This window comes from Paraburkholderia sp. 2C (assembly GCF_054589215.1).
The window spans coordinates 78692-103377 of sequence record NZ_BAAILL010000016.1 but is presented as its reverse complement, the minus strand read 5'-3'; the positions used below and the strand labels follow the sequence as shown (position 1 = coordinate 103377).

Below are 24686 nucleotides of genomic sequence, written 5' to 3'. Positions count from 1 at the left end.
GTACCTCGATGATTACCGTCAATGTCGATCTGGGCGAACGCGCCTATCCGATTCATATCGGCGCCGATCTGATCGGCAGGACCGAACTGTTTGCGCCGCATATCGCGGGCTCGTCGGCCACGATCGTCACGAATACGACGGTCGAGCCGCTGTACGGCGATGCGCTGCGCCGCGCCCTTGCGCCGCTCGGCAAGAGCGTGTCGACCGTCGTGCTGCCGGACGGCGAAGCGCACAAGAACTGGGAAACGCTGAATCAGATCTTCGATGCGCTGCTCGGCGCGCGAGCCGACCGCAAGACGACGTTGATCGCGCTCGGCGGCGGGGTGATTGGCGATATGACCGGCTTTGCCGCCGCGTGCTATATGCGCGGCGTGCCCTTTATCCAGGTGCCGACCACGCTGCTGTCGCAGGTCGATTCGTCGGTGGGCGGCAAGACCGGCATTAATCATCCGCTCGGCAAGAACATGATCGGCGCGTTCTATCAGCCGCAGGCGGTGATCGCCGATATCGGCGCGCTGCGCACGTTGCCGGCCCGCGAGCTCGCCGCGGGCATTGCCGAAGTGATCAAGACCGGCGCAATTGCCGATGCCGCGTTCTTCGACTGGATCGAAGCCAATGTCGACGCGCTGAATCGGTGCGAACCGCAGGCGCTGGCCGAAGCGGTGAAGCGGTCGTGCGAGATCAAGGCGTCGGTGGTTGCGGCAGACGAACGCGAAGGCGGTTTGCGCGCGATTCTGAATTTTGGCCATACATTCGGCCATGCGATCGAAGCAGGTCTGGGCTACGGTGAGTGGCTGCACGGCGAGGCGGTCGGTTGCGGCATGGTGATGGCGGCCGATCTGTCGGTGAGGCTTGGCCATCTCGACGACGCGGCGCGCGAGCGGCTGGTTGCGCTCGTGAAGGCCGCGCATCTGCCGACGCGTGCGCCGGCGCTCGGCGCCGCGCGCTACGTGGACCTGATGCGCGTCGACAAGAAAGCGGAAGCCGGTGAGATCAAGTTCATCCTGCTCAAGCGTTTTGGCGAGACACTGATCACGCGCGCGCCCGACGATGCAGTGAACGCGACGCTCGCGGCGACCGTCTAAGCGTCGAGCGCGCCTCGGCCGCGAGCGCGCCAAACGCGCCAAACGCGCCAAACGCGCCAAACGCGCCAAACGCGCCAAACGCGCCAAACGCGCCAAACGCGGCGGCGGGCGCGAATGCCCTTGTTCCGGAGAGGCAGGTGATCGAAAGACTCAGCGACAATCCGCTTGAAGCGTCCAACGCGCCCGGCACGCCGCCGCTTTCGTCATCGCTGCCATCCGTCGTCGCTGCACTCGAGGCCCATCTCGCGCCCTACGCCGCGCATTCCGCGCAGTCGCAAGGGCGCCGTTATCCGGAAGCGCCGCCTAGCGCGCGCACCGAGTTCCAGCGCGACCGCGACCGTATCGTTCACTCGACCGCATTCCGGCGCCTCGAATACAAGACGCAGGTCTTCGTCAATCACGAAGGCGATCTCTTTCGCACGCGGCTCACGCACAGCCTCGAAGTGGCGCAGATCGCGCGTTCGGTCGCGCGTAACCTGCGCGTCAACGAAGATCTCGTCGAAGCGATTTCGCTGGCGCACGATCTCGGCCATACGCCGTTCGGCCACGCGGGACAGGATGCGCTGAACGACTGCATGCGCGAGCATGGCGGCTTCGAGCACAACCTGCAGAGCCTCGCGGTCGTCGACGAACTCGAAGAACACTACGGCGCGTTCAACGGGCTCAATCTGTGTTTCGAAACGCGCGAAGGCATTCTCAAGCATTGCTCGCGTGAAAACGCGCGCCGTCTCGGCGCGCTCGGCGAACGTTTCCTGCAGGGGCGTCAGCCATCGATCGAAGCGCAGATTGCCAATCTTGCCGACGAAATCGCGTACAACAATCACGACGTCGACGACGGCCTGCGCTCCGGCCTCATCACGATCGATCAGCTTGCGCAAGTCGAGCTATGGCGCACGCACTACGATGCGGCGCGCCGCGACTATCCGCAGATCGAAGGGCGCCGTCTCGTTCACGAGACCGTGCGGCGAATCATCAACACGCTGATCGTCGATCTGATCGACACCACGACGCGCAATCTGCGCCGCTACGCCCCGCAGTCGCTCGACGAGGTTCGTGCGGCGCCGCCGCTTGTCGCGCACAGCGAAACGGTGGCCGCGCAAGCGAGCGTGCTCAAACGCTTCCTGTACAAGAACCTGTATCGCCACTATCGCGTGATGCGCATGGCGAACAAGGCGCGGCGCGTCGTTACCGGCCTTTTCGAAGCATTCAGCGAGGACGCGCGCCTGCTGCCGCCGAACTATCAGTCGTCGGATCCGGGCGTGCAGGCGCGGCTGATCGCGCATTACATCGCGGGCATGACCGACCGCTATGCGCTCAAGGAGTATCGGCGGCTGTTCGTCGTCGACGACAACTGACGCACGGCACGCCGGTCACGCACCGCACGCACCGCACGCACCGCACGCACCGCGCACCACCCGCACGGCACGCGTAGCGCACCCGCCTCAGCGTCCGCGCGACATCAACACGCCCGCTACCAGCGCAACGGCGCCGACCATGGCCATGGTCCGCCATGGGTTTTCATGCACATATTCGTCCGCGCCGTTAAACGCGACCTGCGCGCGCTCACGCATCACCGAGCGCGTGTCGTTCAGGCGCTCGCGCGCATCGTCGAGGCGCTTGCGCACCTGGTTACGCAACGCGGTAGCGTCGGCATGCGTGCCGTCGCCCAGCGTGCCTTCAAGTTCCGAGATCAGTGTGCGCAGTTCGCTCGCGATATCTTCCGCGGCGTGACGGCTGTGACGCGCGATGCGGCGCGCACGGCGCCCCGTCGTCGTCCAGGATTCGCCAATCGCATCTCGCGTATTCGGTAGTGCAGTCATGGTCGCTCCGTCGATGATGGTTTGATGAAAGTCCCCGCTGCCTGATACGGAAAATCGCCGGTACAAGCGGTAAAACCCAGCGGTAAAACCCTCTGGACGCAACTTCGGTGCCTGACCACCGGAACGCCGGCGACTGCGCCGAAGCGTCACGCGCCGTACGCGCGCACATGGACCAATGCGGCGCAAACACGCGCTGCGCGGCGCATGCAGCAGAATTTTCAGCAGTAACGCCTGGCAACCGTCAAATTTACAATGCTTGCAGTATTGCCTTTACACGTACCTGATCGCGACGTGCGATTGCGTAAAAGCGAAAGCGCCGCTACGCATCGCGCAACGGCGTTATCCAAGCTTGAAAAACTCGTCTAACCTACGTTAAAACCGGTAGCCGACGCTCAGCAGCGTGACGATCGGATTCAGTCGAATCTTGGTTTGCGACTGCACGTTTAGCGTTCCCACCGGCGTTTGCGCGGCGGTATTCAGCTTCGCCGTGGTGCTGATCGGCAGATATGAAATCGAGAAGGCGGCGAACCAGTGTTCGGTGACGGCGTACGTGAAGCCCGCATTAAACACAGGCACCCAAGAACTATCCGTGGTCACTGTGGTCGGACCATGCAGTACGCCCTGTTCGAATGCACCATTCGTGATGGTTTCGTCGGTGAACCAGACACGGCTCACGCCGATGCCGAGAAACGGACGGAACTTCGACTGGGGCGCAAGGAAGTAGTACTTGAGCAGCAGCGCAGGGCTCCACTGTTTCGCTTTACCGAGCTTGCCGAATTGCCCGAACTGTCCCGTGCCTTCGATATCGAAGGTCGGTGGAACGCCGATGTCGAACTGGGCAGCGATATGGTCGGTGACGAAGTACCCCGCAGTGAAGCCAACGGTATCGGCGCTGCTGATTTTGGCGCCTGTGTTGGGTACTGTGATGTCGACGGGTGTACCCCCTACGTTTGTCTCCTTCAACGGATCACTACTGGACTGAGGCGCGAGATGGAACCAGCCTGTCGTGACGTAAAAGCTTCCGGCCGTTTGAGCGTGAGCTGCGGACGAAATGCATGCGAACGCGCATGCAGCAGCGGCCCCCGAGATGGCCTGTTTTAATTTCATATGTGCTCCTCCTGAAAGGCCCGCACATTATGAACATTACGTTTGAAACAAACCATACGCGCCGGCTAGAGCGTTCACTCTGGGCTGCGTACGGTTTCTGGCTCAGGCCCGCCACGCGGAACACCGCGCGGGTGGCGCCTGTCGGACCTTCGGGTATGTACCAACGCGAATTTGGATAATCCAGCATGGCACGGCTTGCACGTCTTTATGTTCCTGACCAGCCGCAACACGTGATCCTGCGCGGACTCGACCAGCAGCCCGCGTTTGTCGACGACCAGGACTACGAACTCTTTATCGATTGCCTGAGGGCGGCTTCACGCGATCATCATCTCGCGGTTCATGCCTACGCGCTGATGCCGGGCGCCGTGCAACTGCTCGTCACACCCACCGACGAGTCGAGTTTGCCGAAGGCGATGCAGGCAGTCGGCCGGCGTTACGTCGCGCACTTCAACCGGCGTTACTCGCGGCGCGGCACATTGTGGGAAGGCCGCTATCGCGCGACGGTGATCGAGGGCGAGCGCTACTTTCTGCTCGCGAGCCGCGTCGTCGAAATGTCGCCGGTGCGCAGTCAGCTCGTCGCCGCGGCCGAAGACTACCGGTGGTCGAGCTACCGGCATCACATCGGTCTCACGCTCGACAGTCTGATCACCGACCATCCGTTGTACTGGTCGCTCGGCAATACGCCGTTCGAGCGGCAGCGCGCCTATCGCGAACTGTGCGAGCAGCCGCTCGACGAACGCGAGGCAAGCCAGTTGCAGCAGGCGACGCTCAAAGGCTGGGTGCTCGGCAGCGATTCCTATCGCGAATGGGCGGCGCGGGCAGCGAACCGGCGCGTGTCGCCGTTGCCGCGCGGTCGGCCGCGCAAGGTCCGCGACGCCGCGGATCCGCCGGTGAAGTCGCAATAACGGAAGCGGCGGCCCGCAACCGCCGCCGAGCTCTTCGACAGTCGGCCAAGCCGGAAAGGCCAAAAAGAAAAGGCGTTGACCCATCAAGGAATGACGGCACGAACGGCATCTTCGCATGCCGTTTTCTTTTGGCCACTATTGATATGTCACCAATAAAATAAGCGCGCAATGCACCATTGTGATAATTGGGGATCAATCGTACGGTTTTGTTTGCTATTTCATTGATTCGTCGCGTATATTCCGAATTCCGGCGAGCCGGCGCGCGCAGCGCGTCGCGATACTCGTCCGGCAGCGGCGGTACTCCCCACCTCCACTGCGGGCAAGGCAACATGCAACAACCCGGCAACAATACAAACGGCAGCACACGATTTAACGGCCGCCCGGCCCCTGACAGACGGTGTCCCCCATGAACGACCAACAGCAACCGATCCGCGCAGGCGCGCACGCCTCGGTTCCCGCGGCGCAAGGTCTGTACGACCCGCAAAACGAACACGACGCATGCGGCGTCGGTTTCGTCGCGCATATCAAGGGCAAGAAAAGCCACGAGATCATCGAGCAGGGCTTGAAGATTCTCGAGAATCTCGACCACCGGGGCGCGGTCGGCGCCGATCCGCTGATGGGCGACGGCGCGGGCATCCTGATCCAGATTCCGGACGGCTACTACCGCGAAGAGATGGCGCGGCAGGGCGTGACGCTGCCGCCCGCCGGCGAATACGGCGTCGGCATGATCTTCCTGCCGAAGGAACACGCGTCGCGTCTCGCCTGCGAGCAGGAGCTCGAGCGTACGGTGAAGGCCGAAGGCCAGGTCGTGCTCGGCTGGCGCGACGTGCCGGTCGACCACTCGATGCCGATCTCGCCGACGGTGAAGGCGAGCGAGCCGCTGATCCGCCAGATCTTTATCGGCCGCGGCAAGGACATCATGGTGACCGACGCGCTCGAGCGGAAGCTGTACGTGATCCGCAAGACCGCGAGCCACCGCATTCAGGCGCTCAGGCTCAAGCACGGCAAGGAGTACTTCGTGCCGTCGATGTCGGCGCGCACGATCGTCTACAAGGGCCTGCTGCTCGCGGGCCAGGTGGGCGTGTACTATCGCGATCTGCAGGACGAGCGCGTGGTTTCGGCGCTCGCGCTCGTGCACCAGCGTTTCTCGACGAACACGTTCCCGGCATGGGAACTCGCTCACCCGTATCGCCTCATCGCGCACAACGGCGAAATCAACACGGTGAAGGGCAACGTCAACTGGCTGAACGCCCGTACCGGCGCGATCGCGTCGCACGTGCTCGGCGACGATCTGCCGAAGCTGTGGCCGCTGATCTACCCGGGCCAGTCGGATACCGCATCGTTCGACAACTGCCTCGAACTGCTGCTGATGGCCGGCTACCCGCTCGTCCACGCGATGATGATGATGATCCCGGAAGCGTGGGAACAGCACACGCTGATGGACGACAACCGCCGCGCGTTCTACGAGTACCACGCCGCGATGATGGAGCCGTGGGACGGCCCCGCCGCGATCGCGTTCACCGACGGCCGCCAGATCGGCGCGACGCTCGACCGTAACGGCCTGCGTCCGGCGCGCTACCTCGTCACCGACGACGACCTCGTCATCATGGCGTCGGAAGCGGGCGTGCTGCCGATTCCCGAATCGAAGATCGTCAAGAAGTGGCGTCTGCAGCCGGGCAAGATGTTCCTGATCGACATGGAACACGGCCGCATCATCGACGACAAGGAGCTGAAGGACAACCTCGCGAACGCGAAGCCGTACAAGAGCTGGATCGACGCCGTGCGCATCAAGCTCGACGAGATCGAACCGAAGGCCGAAGACGTCGTCACGGAACGCCGCGAAGCGGCCGCGCTGCTCGACCGTCAGCAGGCGTTCGGCTATACGCAGGAAGACCTCAAGTTCCTGATGGCGCCGATGGCGCAAGCGGGCGAAGAAGCGGTCGGTTCGATGGGCAACGACTCGCCGCTCGCCGTCATGTCGAACAAGAACAAGACGCTGTACCACTACTTCAAGCAGCTGTTCGCGCAAGTGACGAACCCGCCGATCGACCCGATCCGCGAAAACATGGTGATGTCGCTCGTGTCGTTCGTCGGCCCGAAGCCGAACCTGCTCGACACGAACAACATCAACCCGCCGATGCGTCTCGAAGTGTCGCAGCCAGTGCTCGACTTCAAGGACATCGCCAAGATCCGCGCGATCGATCAGTACACGGGCGGCAAGTTCAGCTCGTACGAGCTGAACATCTGCTACCCCGTCGCATGGGGCAAGGAAGGCATCGAAGCGCGTCTCGCCTCGCTGTGCGCGGAAGCGGCCGATGCGGTGAAGTCCGGCTACAACATGCTGATCGTGTCGGACCGCAAGACCGACCGCGACAACGTCGCGATTCCGGCGCTGCTCGCCACGTCCGCCATTCATACGCACCTCGTCACGCAAGGTCTGCGCACGAGCACGGGGCTTGTCGTCGAAACGGGCTCGGCGCGCGAAACGCACCACTTCGCGCTGCTCGCCGGTTACGGCGCGGAAGCCGTGCATCCGTACCTCGCGATGGAAACGCTCGCGCAGCTCGCGGCCGGCCTGAAGGGCGACCTGTCGGCGGAAAAGGCGATTTACAACTTCACGAAGGCAGTCGGCAAGGGCCTGCAGAAGGTCATGTCGAAGATGGGCATTTCGACGTACATGTCGTACACCGGCGCACAGATTTTCGAAGCGGTGGGCCTTGCCGAAGATCTCGTGCTCAAGTACTTCAAGGGCACGTCGTCGAAGGTCGGCGGCATCGGTCTTTTCGAAGTGGCGGAAGAAGCGATCCGTCTGCATCGCGAAGCATTCGGCGACAACCCGGTGCTCGCGACGATGCTCGACGCCGGCGGCGAATACGCGTACCGCGTGCGCGGCGAAGAACACATGTGGACGCCTGACGCGATCGCCAAGCTGCAGCACTCGGCGCGCAGCAACTCGTACCAGACGTACAAGGAATACGCCCATCTGATCAACGATCAGACGAAGCGCCACATGACGTTCCGCGGCCTGTTCGAGTTCAAGGTCGACCCGATGCGCGCGATTCCGCTCGACGAAGTCGAATCGGCGAAGGAGATCGTCAAGCGTTTCGCGACCGGTGCGATGTCGCTCGGCTCGATCTCGACGGAAGCGCACGCCACGCTGGCGGTCGCGATGAACCGCATCGGCGGCAAGTCGAACACGGGCGAAGGCGGCGAGGACGAAAATCGCTATCGCAACGAACTGCGCGGCATTCCGATCAAGAATGGCGACACGATGAAGTCGGTGATCGGCGACGAAGTGATCGTCGATATTCCGCTGAAGGACGGCGATTCGCTGCGCTCGAAGATCAAGCAGGTCGCGTCCGGCCGTTTCGGCGTGACGGCCGAGTATCTCGCGTCGGCCGACCAGATCCAGATCAAGATGGCGCAGGGCGCGAAGCCGGGCGAGGGCGGTCAGTTGCCGGGCCATAAGGTGTCCGATTACATCGGCAAGCTGCGCTACTCGGTGCCGGGCGTGGGCCTTATTTCGCCGCCGCCGCACCACGACATCTATTCGATCGAAGACCTCGCACAGCTGATTCACGATCTGAAGAACGTGAATCCGTCGTCGAGCGTGTCGGTGAAGCTCGTGTCGGAAAGCGGCGTCGGCACGGTCGCAGCGGGTGTGGCGAAGGCGAAGGCGGATCACGTCGTGATCGCCGGCCACGACGGCGGCACCGGCGCATCGCCGCTGTCGTCGATCAAGCACGCGGGCACGCCGTGGGAACTCGGCCTCGCCGAAACGCAGCAAACTCTTGTGCTGAACCGTCTGCGCGGCCGCATTCGCGTGCAGGCCGACGGCCAGATGAAGACGGGCCGCGACGTCGTGATCGGTGCGCTGCTCGGCGCGGACGAATTCGGCTTCGCGACGGCGCCGCTCGTCGTCGAGGGCTGCATCATGATGCGCAAGTGCCATCTGAACACGTGCCCGGTCGGCGTTGCGACGCAGGATCCGGTGCTGCGTGCGAAGTTCAAGGGACAGCCCGAGCACGTCGTGAACTTCTTCTTCTTCGTGGCCGAGGAAGTGCGCGAGATCATGGCGCAACTCGGCCTGCGCAGGTTCGACGATCTGATCGGCCGCTCGGATCTGCTCGACATGAAGAAGGGCGTCGAGCACTGGAAGGCGAGGGGTCTCGATTTCTCGCGCGTGTTCTATCAGCCTGAAGTGCCGGCCGAGGTCGCGCGTCTGCACGTCGAATCGCAGGACCACGGCCTCGACCGCGCGCTCGATCACACGCTGATCGAAAAAGCGAAGGCCGCGATCGAGAAGGGCGAGCATGTGTCGTTTATCCAGCCCGTGCGCAACGTGAACCGCACGGTCGGCGCGATGCTGTCCGGCACGATTGCGAAGAAGTACGGCCACGACGGTCTGCCCGACGACACGGTGCACATCCAGCTGAAGGGCACCGCGGGCCAGAGCTTCGGCGCATTCCTCGCGAAGGGCGTGACGCTCGACCTCGTCGGCGACGGCAACGACTACGTCGGCAAGGGTCTGTCGGGCGGCCGCATCATCATCCGTCCGACCAACGACTTCCGCGGCAAGTCCGAGGAAAACATCATCTGCGGCAACACGGTGATGTATGGCGCGCTCGAAGGCGAGTCGTTCTTCCGCGGCGTCGCGGGCGAGCGCTTCTGCGTGCGTAACTCGGGCGCGACGGCGGTTGTCGAAGGCACGGGCGATCACGGCTGCGAGTACATGACGGGCGGCACGGTGGTCGTGCTCGGCGAGACGGGCCGCAACTTCGCGGCCGGCATGTCGGGCGGCCTCGCCTATGTGTACGACCCGGACGGCACGTTCGCGGGCAAATGCAACCGCTCGATGGTGGCGCTCGATCCGGTGCTGCAGCAGGCCGAGCAGGAGCGCACGGTCGACAAGGCGCTGTGGCATGCGAACCAGACCGATGAAGCGCTGCTGAAGGGCCTCATCGAGCGTCACTTCCAGTTCACCGGCTCGCCGCGTGCGAAGGCGCTGCTCGAGAACTGGGATGCGGCGCGCCGTCAATTCGTGAAGGTCTTCCCGACCGAGTACAAGCGTGCGCTTGGCGAACTGGGCGCGAAGAAGGCCAGCAAGGAAGTGCTCGCAGCCTGATTCGCGAAAGCGCCGCGGGATTCAGCGCGGCGCCGTCGGCATCGAGGCCTGTAGCAAAAAGAAATCAATCCGCGCGCCCGCCGCTTGCATCGTTTGAATGCGGCGACGGGTGCCGATCCCCACCGAATTGGATAGACAAGAGAACCACATGGGCAAGGCAACCGGTTTTCTCGAGTTCGAACGCCGCCACGAGGCGTACGAAGCTCCGCTCACGCGTGTGAAGCACTACAAGGAATTCGTCGCGGCACTGACCGACGAAGACGCGAAGATTCAAGGCGCGCGCTGCATGGACTGCGGCATTCCGTTCTGCAATAACGGCTGTCCGGTCAACAACATCATTCCGGACTTCAACGATCTGGTGTTCCGCCAGGACTGGAAGAACGCGATCGAAGTGCTGCACTCGACCAACAACTTCCCCGAGTTCACGGGCCGCATCTGCCCGGCGCCGTGCGAAGCGGCATGCACGCTCGGGATCAACGACGACCCGGTCGGTATCAAGTCGATCGAGCACGCGATCATCGACAAGGCGTGGGCCGAAGGCTGGGTCGCGCCGCAGCCGCCGACGCACAAGACCGGCAAGAAGGTCGCCGTGGTCGGCTCGGGCCCGGCGGGGCTCGCCGTTGCACAGCAACTCGCGCGTGCCGGTCACGATGTGACGGTGTTCGAAAAGAACGATCGGATCGGCGGCCTGCTGCGCTATGGCATTCCCGACTTCAAGCTCGAGAAGTGGCTGATCGATCGCCGCATGCGCCAGATGGAAGCCGAAGGCGTGACGTTCCGCGCGAACGTGTTCGTCGGCAAGGACGCGCTGCCCGCGCACATCGGCAACACGGCGAAGGAAACGGCCACGCCCGACGAACTGAAGGACCAGTTCGACGCGATCGTGATCACGGGCGGCTCGGAAACGCCGCGCGACCTGCCGGTGCCGGGGCGCGAGCTTGCCGGCATTCACTACGCGATGGAGTTTCTGCCGCAGCAGAACAAGGTCAACGCGGGCGACAAGGTCGCGGATCAGATTCTCGCAAAGGGCAAGCACGTCGTCGTGATCGGCGGCGGCGATACCGGCTCGGACTGCGTCGGCACGTCGAACCGTCATGGCGCGAAGGATGTCACGCAGTTCGAACTGCTGCCGCAACCGCCGGAAGAAGAGAACAAGCCGCTCGTGTGGCCGTACTGGCCGGTCAAGCTGCGCACGTCGTCGTCGCATGAGGAAGGCTGCGAGCGCGATTGGGCGGTGGCAACCAAGCGCTTCGAAGGCAAGAACGGCAAGGTCGAGAAGCTGATCGCCGCGCGCGTCGAGTGGAAGGACGGCAAGATGCAGGAAGTGCCGGGCTCGGAATTCGAAATGAAGGCCGACCTCGTGCTGCTCGCGATGGGCTTTACGCAGCCGGTGTCGCCGGTGCTCGAAGCGTTCGGCGTCGAAAAGGATGCGCGCGGCAACGTGCGTGCGTCGACCGAGGGCGACAAGGCGTATTACACGTCGGTCGACAAGGTGTTCACGGCCGGCGATATGCGCCGCGGGCAGTCGCTCGTCGTGTGGGCGATTCGCGAAGGGCGTCAGTGTGCGCGGTCGGTCGACGCGTATCTGATGGGAAGTTCGGAGTTGCCGCGCTAAGTCGCGGATAGCGTGCGTCTCGCTCGATCGGGGCTGGCCGGTTTGATCAAGCCCCGGCTACAATGCAAATAATTTGCAGGAAGAGGTGGAGACGACAAGTGCAGTACTGGGCTGTGACTCAAAGGCAATGACCTTTGAGCCATGCTCCGGAGGCCGGGCGCCCGCAAGGGCGACCCGGCTTTCTGTTTTTACGACCCCGGGCGGGGCGGCAGGTTGGCTGTAGGTTCGCTGCCGGTTGGGCACGGGTCGGTCGCCGGTTGGCTGACAGGTTGGCCCATTCGGCCGGCCTTGGCCATAATGCGACGATGACTTCGCCACGCCGCGAGCGCGGAGCCCAAGCGATGCATCGTCAACCCAATCGATCGACCGGAAACGGCGGCGACGCCGCGACGGAAAACCCAACCGACGACGCCCAGCGACAATCGCCGCAAGGCTGGCAGCGCTGCTTTATCGCGCTCGAGCCCGACATGGCTACGCGCGATGCGCTGGCCGCGGTGCCGGTTCCGGCTGCCGCGCGCCGTGTGCCGCACGATCAATTGCATCTGACCGTCACGTTTATCGGCGCCTTGACGCACGAACGCGGTGCGGCGCTCATCGACGCCCTCGCGCCGCAGACGATTCCGCTCAAGCCCGCGTCCGTCGCGCGCATCGAGCACTGGCCGCGCGCATCGCATCCGCGGCTCACGGTGGCGATGCTCGCGATGTCCGACGAATTCGTCGCGCTCGACTGGCGCGTCCGTACGTTGATGATCGATCTGGGCTTGCCGGTCGACGCACGCGCGTTCCGGCCGCATGTGACGCTTGGGCGCTTCCGCCGCGATGCGCCGGCCGCGGGACACGCGCCCGCGCTCCAAGACGGCCTGCTCGCGCGTTTCGAATCGCTGACGCTTTATTCGAGCACGCTTGCGCGCACCGGCGCGCGTTATCGCGCGCTGGCAAGCGTGCCGGTTATCGATGCGTGAAAAGTGAAACGCACACGGCCGCCGTGAACGGCCGACTGCCGCGCGTCACCGGCGCGCTTCGCCTCGCACGTCACCGGCACATGTCGCCCGCGCGCGTCACCGGCGCGCTTCACCCACGATATCGCGCAATCGTCAGCCCTTCGAGATCGATCTCCGGTTGCTTCTGCGTCACCAGATCCGCCACCACGCGTCCGGACCCGAGCGACATGGCCCAGCCCGTCGACCCGTGGCCGATGTTGAGCCACAGATGATCGACACCCGAGCGCCCCAGCAGCGGCGCGCCATCGGGCGTCATCGGCCGGCGTCCGACCCAGAATTGCGCGGATGACGGCACGCTCGCATGAGGAAACCAGTCGTCGAGCACCTTCATCAGCGTACGCAGCGACTGTTCGCGCAGCGTCGCTCGCCGGTCGCCGAGTTCCGCCGTGCCGGCAATACGCAGATTGGGTCCGAGCCGTGTAATCGCGGTTTTCAGCGCTTCGTCCATTAGCGCGGCACGCGGCGCTTTCTGGTCGTCGATGATCTGCAGCGTCGCCGAATAGCCTTTGACCGGATAAAGCGGCACCGGTACGCCAAGCGGCTCGAGTAGCGCCGCGCTGTCGACGCCGGCCGCCACGACGATCGCGTGCGCGGCAAGCGTCTCGCTGCCGTGCGCGCTTTCGACATGCACCCCGCGCGCCGTGCCGCCTCGCACGTCGAGCGCGGTTGCACGCGTGTCGAAACGAAAGCGCACGCCTTGCCGCTCGCAGATCGCGCGCAGCTCGCGCGTGAAGATGGCACAGTCGCCGGTTTCGTCGTCGGGCAGATAGAGGCCTGCGTACGGCGCCTTGCGCGCCCAGCGCAGCCCCGGCTCCACGGACGCGCATTGCGCGCCGCTCAGTTCGCGGTGCGTGACTCCCGAGTCGCGCAGCAGCGCTAGCGCGGGCTGCGCGAGTTCGAGATCGTATTCGCTGCGAAACAGTTGCAGATAGCCATGGTTGCGCCGGTACTCGAACGGATGCGCGGCGCGGAATTCATGCAGGCACGCGCGGCTGTAGTACCCGATGCGCTGCATCCGCTGCTTGTTCAGACGGAATCGCTCGAGCTGGCATTCGCGCAGCCACCGGCCGATCCAGCGCCATTGCGCGACGTCGAATGTCGGACGGAAGACGAGCGGCGACGCGGGCCTGAACAGATATTTGAGAATCTTCGTGGGCATGCCGGGCGCGGCCCACGGTGTCATATAGCCGGGCGCGATCACGCCGGCGTTGCCGAAACTCGTTTCGAGTGCGACGTCCGCTTCGCGTTCGATGACGGTCACGTCGCATCCGCGCTCACGCAGATAAAAAGCTGTGGCCACGCCGATCACGCCGGCGCCGAGAACGATCGTCTTCATGCACGCGAAAGTACCATCAGACGGCCGGCGGCGCTTGCGCGAGCGGTGCGCCGGTTCGCCTTCCGGGGCGACCGGGGGCACCGGGCCGCGCTACGTGCTGCGCCTACGCGGCCTCGCGTTCGACGGCGCGCTCGACGAAGAGCGTCTGGTCGTGGAATGCCTCGAGCGTCTTGCGATGCGCAACGCTGACGATCGCCGCATCGGCGAGCCGCTCGTTCAGCGCCGTGTAGATCGCGGCTTCGTTGTCCGGATCGAGCGCGCTCGTCGCTTCGTCGAGGAACAGGAAGTCGGGCTTTTGCAGCAACGCACGCGCGGCGGCGACGCGCTGCTGTTCGCCTGGCGACAGCGTGCGTTCCCAGTGCGCGGACTCGGCGAGGCGTTCGGCCAGTTCGGGCAGCCGGCACGCGGTCAGCACTTCGCGGCACGCTTCGTCGGTAAAGGTGTCGTCGAGCGACGGGTAGCAGAGCGCGCCCTTCAAGGTGCCGATCGGCAGATAACTGCGCTGCGGAATGAACAGCAGTTTCGCGCCGGCCGGTGCCTCGATCGTGCCTTCGCCGAACGGCCACAGGCCCGCGAGCGCACGCAGCAGCGTGCTCTTGCCGGCGCCCGACGGACCCCGCACGAGCCAACGCGATTTCGGTGCGATCCTGAACGAGCCGATCGACGCAATCGGCTGCCCGTCCGGGCGCTTCAGCACAAGGTCTTTCACGTCGAGCATCTGCGTGTCCGTCAGATGCGTGTTGATGCCGCCGTGCGCGGTGCCGCCCACGACCGACTCGTGCAGATGCTGATCTTTCATCACGCGGTGGAATTCCCGCAGACGGTTGACGGTAGCGCGCCATTCGGCGAGCGAATCGTAATTGTTGATGAACCACGAGAACGAATCGCTGACCGTGCCGAACGCGCTCGTCACCTGCTGATAGACGCCGAACGAAATGGACTTCGAAAAGTACTTCGGCGCCGCCGCGATATACGGAAACACGATCGCAAGCTGCGAATAGCTGATGACGACGATCGACAGGCGCCGCGTGAAGCGCATGACGAGCCGCCAGTTGTCGCGAATGTGCCCGAACACGCCTTGCAGCGATTTTTCTTCGGCCGCTTCACCCCGATACAGCGCGATCTGATCGGCGTTCTCGCGGATGCGGATCAGCGAGAAACGGAAGTCCGCTTCGACGCGCTGCTGCTGGTAGTTGATCGATACGAGCGGGTGGTTGACCTTGTGCGTGATCCACGAACCGATTGCCGCGTAGATCAGCGCGACCCACACCATGTAACCGGGAATCGAGATCTCGGTGCCGAACAGGTGGAACGCGAGCGAACCCGACAGATTCCACAGAATCACGATGAAGGAGAACAGCGTGACGGTGGTCGACAGCAGTCCGAGCGAGAGGTTCAGCGTGTTGCTCGCGAGACCCTGCAGGTCGGCGGAAACCCGCTGGTCGGGGTTGTCGGCGAGACGGTCGCGCTCGATGCGGTAATACGCATCGTCGCCGAGCCATTCGTTCAGATACCGGGTGGTGAGCCATTGCCGCCAGCGGAATTCGAGCATCTGGCGAAAGTACGTGCGATACGAGCCAAGCAGGATCAGCGCGAGTGCGATGACCGTGAACTGCAGCAGCGAATGTTTGAAAACGGGGTAGTTGTATTGCTGGATCGCATCGAAGAAGATGCCTTGCCAGCGGTTGAACCAGACGTTGGCGGCCACCATCGTCATATTCATCGCGATGACGAGCACGAGCAGACCCCATGCGCGCCATCGGTCCTCGGACACCCAGTAGGGCTTGATGAGACCCCACGCGGTGATGTCCGCGGAGCTGTTCGGGTTTTCGGCCATATCTGTCCTTTGAAGCGGCGTTGGGTGAAGCAACTCGTCGCGATGCGCGGGGGGCCGCACGGTGGCGTAGAGCGACGCGTTCGCCGGTCGTACTTCGAGGCGCGATTGTCGCGGCCGCGGCTTAACCGGAGCTTAATCGGAGTACTCGCGGAGTACTCCGCGGAATACCCGCGGTGTGCCCGACGCCGGGCATCGGCCATCGGGCCGGCTGTGGCTGCCATGGCCGCGGCCCGGGCGCCGCTCTCAATACCGACTGCGTGTCGCGCATTATGTCAGAGGCGCCAAAACGGCTCATATTGAATTCGCCGGGCCGCGCTCAGTCTCGTCCATCGGCTCGCACATGGTCTTGCGCATGGGCTGGATACGGCGCCGCGCAGGCTCTGCACCGACGTACACGGGCCCGTAATCCCTCGGGTTTTCGCGACGAGTCTTTTATGGTCTAATGACCCAGACGAAACAGGGGTGCTTTGGCGCGGACACACGTCGCGGCGAGGCTGAGAGAGACCCTTCGCACCCGATCCGGGTAATACCGGCGCGGGAAGTTTCGAAGTCTTTCGTTTCCTGCCCGGATTCCATCGATTGCCTTTCAACCGGAAGGCCGTCGCCCGGCAGGTTCTCCTGCCGCTGCATCCGCAGTCGCCTCCGCGTGTTTCGTCCTTGGGTACGTGCGTTTTGTTGCCGTACGGAAAGGATCCGATGACCGCTCAATCTTCAGTTTTCTGTCCCGCCTGTCCTCATGGCGCTCGGCACGCCGCGCAGGGTATTGCTGCGCCGCGCAAGGAGCAGTCGACATGACGGCGCGTGACATATCCGCTGCCCGGACGGCGTCGCGAACGACTGCCGCGTCACAGGCTGGCTCGTTGCAGTCTGGTGCACAGGGCGGCGCACAGCGCGGCCCGCTGCCCGATTTCGCCGTGATCGGCGGCGGCCTGTGCGGACGGCTCGTCGCATGGCGGCTCGCCGGCGCGGGACATCGCGTCGCGCTGTACGAGCGCGGCGACGCGGCCGGCACGCAGTCGGCCGCGTGGGTGGCCGCCGCGATGCTCGCGCCGCTCGCCGAAGCCGCCAGCGCGGAGTTGCTGATTACGCGCCTTGGCGCCGCGTCGCTCGACAACTGGCCACGCATCATCGCCGAACTGCCGGAGCCGGTTTTCTTTCAGCGCAATGGCACGCTCGTCGTCTGGCATCACAGCGACCGCAGCGAGGCGCCGCTGTTCGAGCGGCGGCTGCGCGCAAATGCACCGGCGGAACTGCTCGAAGGCGGGTTGCTGGCGTTGTCCGGCGCGCAGATCAATGCGGCCGAGCCGGCGCTTGCGGGCCGCTTCGCACAAGGCTGGCTGCTGCCGCACGAAGGGCAGCTCGATAACCGGCAGGTGCTGGCCGCACTGGCCGCGGGGCTCGCCCGGCGCGGCGTCGAGACGCACTGGAACACCGCGATCGACGACCGCGCACTGCCCGCCGCGCACATCACGATCGATTGTCGCGGCCTCGGCGCGAAACCGGTGTTGCCGACGCTGCGCGGCATCCGCGGCGAAGTCGCGCGCGTGCACGCGCCGGGCATCGGACTTGCGCGTCCGGTACGGCTGCTGCATCCGCGTTACCCGCTGTATATCGCGCCGAAGCAGAACGACCTGTACGTGATCGGCGCGACCGAAGTGGAGGGCGAAGACATGTCGCCGGTCAGCGTGCGTTCAGCGCTCGAGCTGTTGAGCGCCGCGTTCTCCGTGCATCCGGGCTTCGGCGAAGCACGCATTCTGGAGTTGAACTCGCAGTGCCGGCCGACCTTGCCGGACCATCGCCCGGCTATCGTCTGGGACGGCGGGCGGACGCTGCGCGTGAACGGTCTGTATCGCCACGGTTACATGATCGCGCCGGAAGTAGCGGACGAAGCGGTCTGTTTCGCGCTCGCGCTTGCCGATGGCGCGATCGCCGGTATCGATGCATTTGCCGACTGGCGTCGGCAGGCGCGCTGGAGCGAGCTGTTCCACGTCGATCACCCGCAGTCGCGCGATGCCGTGCGCGAATCCGCGTGAACGCTCGAGAGGCCGCGGCGCCGAAGCACACACAGAGCAAACATAGAGACACCGATTATGGACATTGAAATCAACCAGAAGCCGCTGTCGTTGCCGGAAGGCGCGACGGTTGCCGATGCGCTCGCCGCGTTCGGCGCGCAGCCGCCGTTCGCGGTCGCGCTGAACGGCGATTTCGTCGCGCGCAAGCAGCATGCGGCGCGCGCGTTGCACACCGGCGACCGGCTCGACGTCGTGCACCCGGTGGCGGGCGGCTGAATCGCGCCGTCGAAGCGGGGCCGCGCTTCCCCTGCCGCACCCGCTGCCGCTGCTGCACCCGCTGCTGCATTACGCATCACAGGCATTACATGCTTCACAAGCATGACGGCACCACAAGAGACACAGGGCAATGACCCAGGCAACCAGGCAACTGCCACAGGCAAGGACTGACCGATGACTTCTACTCACTCCGCGCCCGCCGACGCGCTGACGCTGTACGGCGAGACTTTCGCGAGCCGCGTGCTGTTGGGCACGTCGCGCTATCCGTCGCTGCAATCGCTATCCGATTCGATCGAGGCGGCGCGGCCCGGCATGGTTACCGTCGCATTGCGCCGGCAGATGAACGAGGGGGGCGCGCAAGCGGGTTTCTTCGATCTGCTCAAGCGCCACGCCGTGCCGCTTTTGCCGAACACGGCCGGCTGCCAGACGGTCGGTGAGGTGATCACCACCGCGCAGATGGCGCGCGAGGTGTTCGAAACCGACTGGATCAAGCTCGAGCTGATCGGCGACGACTACACGCTGCAACCCGACCCGGTCGGCCTCATCGAAGCCGCCGCGAAGCTCGTAAAGGACGGCTTCAAGGTGCTGCCGTACTGCACCGAAGACCTCGTCATCGGCCGGCGCCTGCTCGACGCGGGCTGCGAAGCGCTGATGCCGTGGGGCGCGCCGATCGGCACCGGCAAGGGCGTCGTCAATCCGTACGGTTTGCGCGTGCTGCGCGAGCGTTTGCCCGATGTGCCGCTGATCGTCGATGCCGGGCTCGGCGTGCCGTCGCATGCGAGTCAGGTGATGGAGTGGGGCTTCGACGGCGTGCTGCTGAACACGGCCGTGTCGCAGGCTACGCATCCGGAGACGATGGCGCGCGCCTTCGCGCTCGGCGTCGAGGCGGGCCGCACCGCGTATCTCGCGGGCCCGATGGCCGAACGCGAGGCGGCGCATGCGAGCACGCCTGTCGTCGGCATGCCGTTCTGGCACCAGGACGGGAGCGCCGCGGCATGACCGATACGCTGAAGCTGACCGGCCGCGACCTCTTCTGGCCGCCCGCCGACGAACTGACGGAAGCCGCCGAACGGATTCGCGCGCGCCTCGGCGACTGGCCGCCGACGCACGCGCCGTGGCGCATCTGCCTGACCGCGCCGGACGCGCCGAACGGCGGCGATCTGATCGTCGTTGCCGATGAGCAGCATCAACATGAGCAGCACGGCGAGCAGATCGCGCGCTGGCTCGTGCAGGGCGCGGGCGTGATCGAAGCGGGTCAAAACGGCGCGACGCTGCACCTCGGCGGCGAACGCTACGGGCTCGCGGGCCAACTGGCCGAGGACTGGATCGCCGCGCTTGCCGCGTTCCTCGATTGCGGCTTCGATCCGCACGACGCACTCGTGCTCGCGCTTGCGTGGCGCGACGGCGACGAAAGGCGCGCCGACGACGCGTGGCCGTCCGACATCGCGCACTTCCCGCGTGTGGTGGGCCTGCCTGCCGCGCCGGCGCAGCCGTTCGCGCCGTGTCCGCACGACCTCGGCCTGTACCCGGTGCTGCCGACCGCCGAATGGGTCGAGCGTGTGGCCGGCTTCGGCGTGAAGACGATCCAGCTGCGCCGCAAATCGGCCGAGCCTGCCGCCGAGCTCGCGAACGAAATCGCGCGCTCGGTTGCGGCCGGGCGCAAGCACGATGCTCGCGTGTTCATCAACGACCACTGGCAGGCAGCGCTCGGGGCGGGCGCATACGGCGTCCACCTTGGCCAGGAAGACGTGCACACGGCCGATCTGCACGCGATCGCGGCGGCCGGCCTGCGCCTTGGCCTGTCGACGCACGGCTACTACGAGATGCTGACGGCGCTGCATTTCCGGCCGAGCTACATCGCGCTCGGCGCCGTGTTCGCAACGACGACCAAGGTGATGCCGACCGCGCCGCAAGGTCTCGCGCGCCTCGCGCGCTACGTGCGTCTGCTGGACGGCGTCGTGCCGATCCTCGCGATCGGCGGCATCAGTGGCGACGTGCTGCCGGATGTGCTCGCGACGGGCGTGAGGAGCGCGGCTGTCGTGCGCGCGGTGACCGAGGCCGCCGATCCCGCCGCGGCGGTTGCGTCATTGCGGAAAGCTTTCGGCAGCTAAACGTCAGATTAAGTAAAGGGACAGAATGCAACAAGGCAGCGTTTTCACGATGGCCCTATAATTCGGCTTCCGTGTAAAAGGACTGTCAGAGTTGCCTTCTTCTCCCGAGACCCTCCTCGAGCTACGCGACGTCGACTTCGGTTACAACGACCGGCTCGTTCTGTCGAACCTGAACTTGCGCTTTGGGCGCGGTCAGGTCGTGGCGGTGATGGGCGGCTCCGGGTGCGGCAAGACCACGGTGCTGCGCCTGATCGGCGGCCTCGAGCGTGCCCGGCGCGGCCAAGTGCTGTTCCATGGCCAGGACATCGGCGCGCAGACGCGTGACGGCCTCTACGCGCTGCGCCGCCGGATGGGCATGCTGTTCCAGTTCGGCGCGCTCTTCACCGATATGTCGGTGTTCGAGAATGTCGCATTCGCGCTACGCGAGCACACCGATCTCCCCGAAGAACTGATCCGCGACCTCGTGCTGATGAAGCTCAACGCGGTCGGCCTGCGCGGCGCGCGCGATCTGGCGCCGTCGGAGATTTCGGGCGGGATGGCGCGGCGCGTGGCGCTGGCGCGCGCGATCGCGCTCGATCCCGAACTGATCATGTACGACGAGCCGTTCGCCGGCCTCGACCCGATCTCGCTCGGCATCACCGCCAATCTGATCCGCACGCTGAACCGCGCGCTCAACGCGACGTCCATCCTCGTCACGCACGATGTGCCCGAGTCGTTCGCGATTGCCGATTACGTGTACTTTCTCGCGAACGGCGGCGTGCATGCGCAAGGCACGCCGGACGAACTGCGCGCGTCGGCGGACCCGGTCGTGCGGCAGTTTATCGACGGCGCGCCGGACGGTCCGTTCAAGTTCCACTACCCGGGCAGCACGTCGCTTGCGGCTGATTTCGGCCTTAACGGCAACGGAGGCCGCTCATGATTTCAACCATCGGACGTTCGGTCCTCGGCAGTCTTGGCACGGCGGGCTATGGGGCGCGCATGTTCGTGCGCCTCGTGCTCGAATTTTTTCCGCTGCTGCGGCGTCCGCGGCTTGTCACAAAGCAGATTCATTTTGTCGGTAACTATTCGCTTGTCATCATCGCGGTGTCGGGGTTGTTCGTCGGCTTCGTGCTGGGGCTGCAGGGCTACTACACGCTGAACCGCTACGGCTCCGAGCAGGCATTGGGTCTGCTTGTCGCGCTGTCGCTCGTGCGCGAGCTCGGGCCGGTCGTGACCGCGCTGCTGTTCGCCGGGCGCGCGGGCACGTCGCTCACGGCCGAAATCGGCCTGATGAAGGCCGGCGAACAGCTGACCGCAATGGAAATGATGGCCGTCGATCCCTTAAAGGTGGTGGTCGCGCCGCGCATGTGGGCGGGCATCATCGCGATGCCGATCCTCGCCGCGATTTTCAGCGCGGTGGGCATCATTGGCGGCTATGTGGTGGGCGTGCTGCTGATCGGCGTCGATGCAGGCGCGTTCTGGTCGCAGATGCAAGGTGGCGTCGATGTATGGCGCGACGTCGGCAACGGCGTGATCAAGAGCATAGTGTTTGGTTTTGCGGTGACGTTCATCGCGCTTTTCCAGGGCTACGAAGCGAAGCCGACACCCGAAGGCGTGTCGCGCGCAACGACGAAAACGGTCGTCTACGCATCGCTTGCGGTACTCGGCCTCGATTTCCTGCTGACCGCACTGATGTTCAGCTAGGTCCCGCGCGGGTGCGCCGGGAAGCGGCGCGTTGCGCGCGCCCTCCGGCTGCGCGCCGGCGCGTCAAGATTCACTTTGGGATGACGATGAAAAAGACTGCTCTCGACTTCTGGGTCGGCCTGTTCGTGGTGTTGGGCTTTATTGCGCTGCTGTTCCTCGCGCTGAAAGCCGGCAACATGAGCTCGCTGTCGTTCCAGGCAACCTACCCGGTCAAGCTCAAATTCGACAACATTGGCGGCCTGAAGCCGCGCGCGCCGGTGAAGAGCGCGGGCGTGACGGTCGGCCGCGTGGCGTCGATCGGCTTCGACAGCAATACGTACCAGGCGCTGGTGACGATCGATATCGACAAGCAGTACGAGTTTCCGAAGGACAGCTCCGCGAAAATCCTGACGTCGGGGCTCCTCGGTGAGCAATACATCGGGCTCGAGCCGGGCGGCGACACGGAAATGCTGAAGGCCGGCGACACGATTGCGATGACGCAATCGGCCATCGTGCTCGAAAACCTGATTGGACAATTCCTGTACAGCAAGGCCGCCGATTCGGGCGCGGCGAAGCCGGCGGCGTCCCCCGCGCCGGCACCGGCCGCGCCGGCTCAACCCGCCTCGGGCGCGGCCCAATAAGGAGAACAAGATTGCAGATCAAACCCCAGCGCGCTGCGGCGATCGCGCTTGCCGTGGCGGCTCTCGCCGGCTGCTCGACGGTCCAGACGCCGAGCAAGCAGGACCCGTGGGAAGGCTTTAACCGCACCGTATTCACGTTCAACGACAAGGTCGATCAGTACGCGCTGAAGCCGGTCGCGCAGGGCTACGTGAAGATTACGCCGCAGCCGGTGCGCGACAGCGTAACGAACTTCTTCTCGAACATCGGCGACGTCTATATCGCGGCCAACAACCTGCTGCAACTGAAAATTGCCGATGGCGTCGGCGACATCATGCGGATCGTGATCAACACGGTGTTCGGTGTCGGCGGCCTGTTCGACGTCGCGACGCTCGCGAAGCTGCCGAAGCATGACAACGACCTCGGTCTCACGCTCGGCTATTACGGCATTCCGTCGGGGCCGTATCTCGTGCTGCCGCTGTTCGGACCGAGCACGGTGCGCGACGCGGCCGGCTACGTCGGCAACTACTTCGCGAACCCGATCTCGTACATCGATTCCGACGCGATCAGCTGGAGCCTGTGGGGCGTGCAGCTCGTCAACACGCGCGCCAACCTGCTCAATGCGAGCGACGTGCTCGAAGGCGCCGCGCTCGACAAGTACTCGTTCGTGCGCAACGCGTATCTGCAGCGGCGCCAGTATCTGCTGACGGGTGGCGCGGGCGGCTCCTTGCCGAATTATGGCGATGGTGCGCCGCTGCCGAATTACGATCAGGAAGGCGCCGGCGCCGCGGGTGCCGCCGGTGCAGCAGGCGCCGCAGGGGCGATGCCCGGTGGCGGAGCGGTCCCTGCGGCGCCTGCGTCGTCGGCAGCGCCGGGCGCGCAGCCTGCGCAGGGCACATCGGGCACGCCGGCTGCTGAAGGTGCTTCTCCGGCTTCCGGTACGCCGTCGATCGATACGGTGCCGGGCGGGCAGGTTGTGCCGCCGGGGCGTTATCCGTCACTGCGGTTACGCTAAGCCGGAAGCTTGCGAGCGTTCGTAACACCGGGATACAACTCTCGCAAGTTTCCGATGGTTTACGATAGAACTCGCGTGATATCGTGAGTTCGAAGTGAGCGTTCTTCTTTATGCAGGGCTTGAAATGAAAAAATTCTTCTTTATCCCGTTTTTCGTAGCATGGTTCGCGTTCGGTAGCGCGGCGTCGGCGCAGACTGTCGACACGAATTCGCCGGACGGGATGGTCAAGACCGTCACGCAGCAGGTTATCGACACGATCCGCTCGGACAAGTCGATCCAGCAAGGCGATATCAACCGCATCACGCAGCTCGTCAACGAGAAGATCCTGCCGTACATCGATTTCCGCCGCACCACGCAGCTGGCAATGGGCCGTAGCTGGCGCACGGCTACGCCGCAGCAGCAGGAGCAGGTCGTCGAGCAGTTCAAGATGCTGCTGATCCGCACGTACGCAGGCGCGCTTGCCCAGGTGCGCAACCAGGAAATCCAGTACAAGCCGTTCCGCGCGAACCCGGACGATACGGACGTCGTCGTGCGCTCGACCGTAATGAACAACGGCCAGCCGATCGAGCTCGACTACCGCCTGTACAAGACGCCGCAAGGCTGGCGCGTGTATGACATCAACGTGCTTGGCGCGTGGCTGATCCAGGCGTACCAGCAGCAGTTCCAGGAGCAGATCCAGCAGCATGGCGTGGACGGGCTGATCCAGTTCCTCACGCAGCGCAACCAGCAACTCGCGGCGGGCAAGCAGTCGTGAACGGCACGCCACAACGGGCCGACGTCGCGGGTGCGGTAATGGGCGGCGTTGCCGGCGCCTCCCCCGACAAATTCGCGACCGGTCCGACGCTGACCCACGCGAGCGCGAAACAAGCGCTCGAGGCCGGTCTGGCGCGCATTGCGGGCGGAGCGCGTGGCGTCGATTGCGCGCCGCTCACCCAGTTCGATTCGTCCGCGCTCGCGGTGCTGCTTGCGTGGCAGCGCGCCGCGAACGCGCGCGGCGCAGCGCTGGAAATCGTCAATCTCCCCGCCGGGCTCGCCAGTCTCGCGCAGGCCTATGGCGTCGACGCGCTTCTGTCGGCGCAACATTCGCGCTCCGTCGATACCGAGCAGTCGCCCTCGTGATGCGCAGCTGAACCGCCGAATCCGGCGGGTCCGACTTCAGCG

At 64.8% G+C, this 24686-nt stretch carries 20 protein-coding genes and 1 riboswitch; of the genes, 16 read left to right on the top strand and 4 right to left on the bottom strand.

All coding sequences use genetic code 11. The annotated features are described in order from the left end of the window. Positions 1-8 precede the first annotated feature (8 nt). Both aroB and ACYPXD_RS04325 read left to right on the top strand, forming a co-directional pair. On the top strand, positions 9-1085 hold the full coding sequence (gene aroB / locus ACYPXD_RS04330) for a 3-dehydroquinate synthase (RefSeq protein WP_459707967.1): 1077 nt from the start codon (positions 9-11) through the stop codon (positions 1083-1085). Between the two features lie 209 nt (positions 1086-1294). Next, complete coding sequence (locus tag ACYPXD_RS04325; protein WP_459707964.1) at positions 1295-2440, top strand: deoxyguanosinetriphosphate triphosphohydrolase; 1146 nt, start codon at positions 1295-1297, stop codon at positions 2438-2440. 87 nt (positions 2441-2527) lie between these two features. On the opposite strand, the gene ACYPXD_RS04320 is transcribed toward ACYPXD_RS04325, so the two are convergent. Both ACYPXD_RS04320 and ACYPXD_RS04315 read right to left on the bottom strand, forming a co-directional pair. Further along, complete coding sequence (locus ACYPXD_RS04320; protein WP_459707881.1) at positions 2528-2905, bottom strand: ElaB/YgaM/YqjD family protein; 378 nt, start codon at positions 2903-2905, stop codon at positions 2528-2530. A gap of 372 nt (positions 2906-3277) precedes the next feature. Continuing rightward, complete coding sequence (locus tag ACYPXD_RS04315; protein WP_459707879.1) at positions 3278-4012, bottom strand: OmpW/AlkL family protein; 735 nt, start codon at positions 4010-4012, stop codon at positions 3278-3280. Between the two features lie 185 nt (positions 4013-4197). Between ACYPXD_RS04315 and ACYPXD_RS04310 the strand changes: the two genes are divergently transcribed. The 4 genes from ACYPXD_RS04310 (at position 4198) to thpR (ending at position 12619) form a co-directional block, all read left to right on the top strand. Continuing rightward, positions 4198-4917: a transposase gene (locus ACYPXD_RS04310; RefSeq protein ID WP_459707877.1), complete on the top strand. Its 720-nt coding sequence runs from the start codon at positions 4198-4200 to the stop codon at positions 4915-4917. A 406-nt stretch (positions 4918-5323) separates the two neighbouring features. Continuing rightward, positions 5324-10042 (top strand): glutamate synthase-related protein, encoded by a 4719-nt coding sequence (locus ACYPXD_RS04305; protein WP_459707875.1) that lies wholly within the window; start codon positions 5324-5326, stop codon positions 10040-10042. A 148-nt stretch (positions 10043-10190) separates the two neighbouring features. Then, positions 10191-11657, top strand: a complete 1467-nt coding sequence (locus ACYPXD_RS04300; RefSeq protein ID WP_459707872.1) for a glutamate synthase subunit beta — start codon at positions 10191-10193, stop codon at positions 11655-11657. A gap of 341 nt (positions 11658-11998) precedes the next feature. Then, on the top strand, positions 11999-12619 hold the full coding sequence (gene thpR / locus ACYPXD_RS04295) for an RNA 2',3'-cyclic phosphodiesterase (protein WP_459707870.1): 621 nt from the start codon (positions 11999-12001) through the stop codon (positions 12617-12619). A gap of 109 nt (positions 12620-12728) precedes the next feature. Here thpR and ACYPXD_RS04290 read toward each other — a convergent pair whose 3' ends face one another. Together ACYPXD_RS04290 and ACYPXD_RS04285 are read right to left on the bottom strand one after the other, a co-directional pair. Then, positions 12729-13994, bottom strand: coding sequence for a D-amino acid dehydrogenase (locus ACYPXD_RS04290; RefSeq protein WP_459707868.1), 1266 nt, complete (start codon positions 13992-13994; stop codon positions 12729-12731). Positions 13995-14097: 103 nt separating this feature from the next. Next, complete coding sequence (locus tag ACYPXD_RS04285; RefSeq protein WP_459707865.1) at positions 14098-15831, bottom strand: ABC transporter ATP-binding protein/permease; 1734 nt, start codon at positions 15829-15831, stop codon at positions 14098-14100. A 448-nt stretch (positions 15832-16279) separates the two neighbouring features. Then, positions 16280-16389, top strand: a riboswitch (TPP riboswitch). Positions 16390-16691: 302 nt separating this feature from the next. Here ACYPXD_RS04285 and ACYPXD_RS04280 point away from each other — a divergent pair. The 10 genes from ACYPXD_RS04280 (at position 16692) to ACYPXD_RS04235 (ending at position 24644) form a co-directional block, all read left to right on the top strand. After that, a complete protein-coding gene (locus ACYPXD_RS04280; protein WP_459707863.1) occupies positions 16692-17864 on the top strand; it encodes an FAD-dependent oxidoreductase in 1173 nt (390 codons plus the stop codon). A gap of 57 nt (positions 17865-17921) precedes the next feature. Next, positions 17922-18119, top strand: a complete 198-nt coding sequence (thiS, locus tag ACYPXD_RS04275) for a sulfur carrier protein ThiS (protein WP_459707860.1) — start codon at positions 17922-17924, stop codon at positions 18117-18119. Positions 18120-18293: 174 nt separating this feature from the next. Then, on the top strand, positions 18294-19118 hold the full coding sequence (locus ACYPXD_RS04270) for a thiazole synthase (RefSeq protein WP_459707858.1): 825 nt from the start codon (positions 18294-18296) through the stop codon (positions 19116-19118). Further along, entirely contained in the window at positions 19115-20230 is a 1116-nt protein-coding gene (gene thiE, locus ACYPXD_RS04265; RefSeq protein ID WP_459707856.1) for a thiamine phosphate synthase, read from the top strand. Before ACYPXD_RS04270 ends, thiE begins: the two co-directional genes overlap by 4 nt. A 91-nt stretch (positions 20231-20321) precedes the next feature. Continuing rightward, on the top strand, positions 20322-21149 hold the full coding sequence (locus tag ACYPXD_RS04260) for an ABC transporter ATP-binding protein (protein WP_459707854.1): 828 nt from the start codon (positions 20322-20324) through the stop codon (positions 21147-21149). Further along, positions 21146-21913 carry a lipid asymmetry maintenance ABC transporter permease subunit MlaE gene (mlaE, locus tag ACYPXD_RS04255; RefSeq protein WP_459707852.1) on the top strand — a complete coding sequence of 256 codons (768 nt, stop codon included), beginning with the start codon at positions 21146-21148 and terminating at the stop codon, positions 21911-21913. The genes ACYPXD_RS04260 and mlaE overlap by 4 nt, the downstream gene beginning before the upstream one ends. Before the next feature lie 86 nt (positions 21914-21999). Next, entirely contained in the window at positions 22000-22533 is a 534-nt protein-coding gene (gene mlaD, locus ACYPXD_RS04250; protein WP_459707850.1) for an outer membrane lipid asymmetry maintenance protein MlaD, read from the top strand. 11 nt (positions 22534-22544) lie between these two features. Beyond that, positions 22545-23525, top strand: a complete 981-nt coding sequence (locus ACYPXD_RS04245) for an MlaA family lipoprotein (protein WP_459707848.1) — start codon at positions 22545-22547, stop codon at positions 23523-23525. Positions 23526-23649: 124 nt separating this feature from the next. Then, positions 23650-24279, top strand: a complete 630-nt coding sequence (locus ACYPXD_RS04240) for an MlaC/ttg2D family ABC transporter substrate-binding protein (RefSeq protein WP_459707845.1) — start codon at positions 23650-23652, stop codon at positions 24277-24279. Between the two features lie 38 nt (positions 24280-24317). Continuing rightward, positions 24318-24644 (top strand): STAS domain-containing protein, encoded by a 327-nt coding sequence (locus ACYPXD_RS04235; protein WP_459707962.1) that lies wholly within the window; start codon positions 24318-24320, stop codon positions 24642-24644. Positions 24645-24686: the final 42 nt, after the last annotated feature.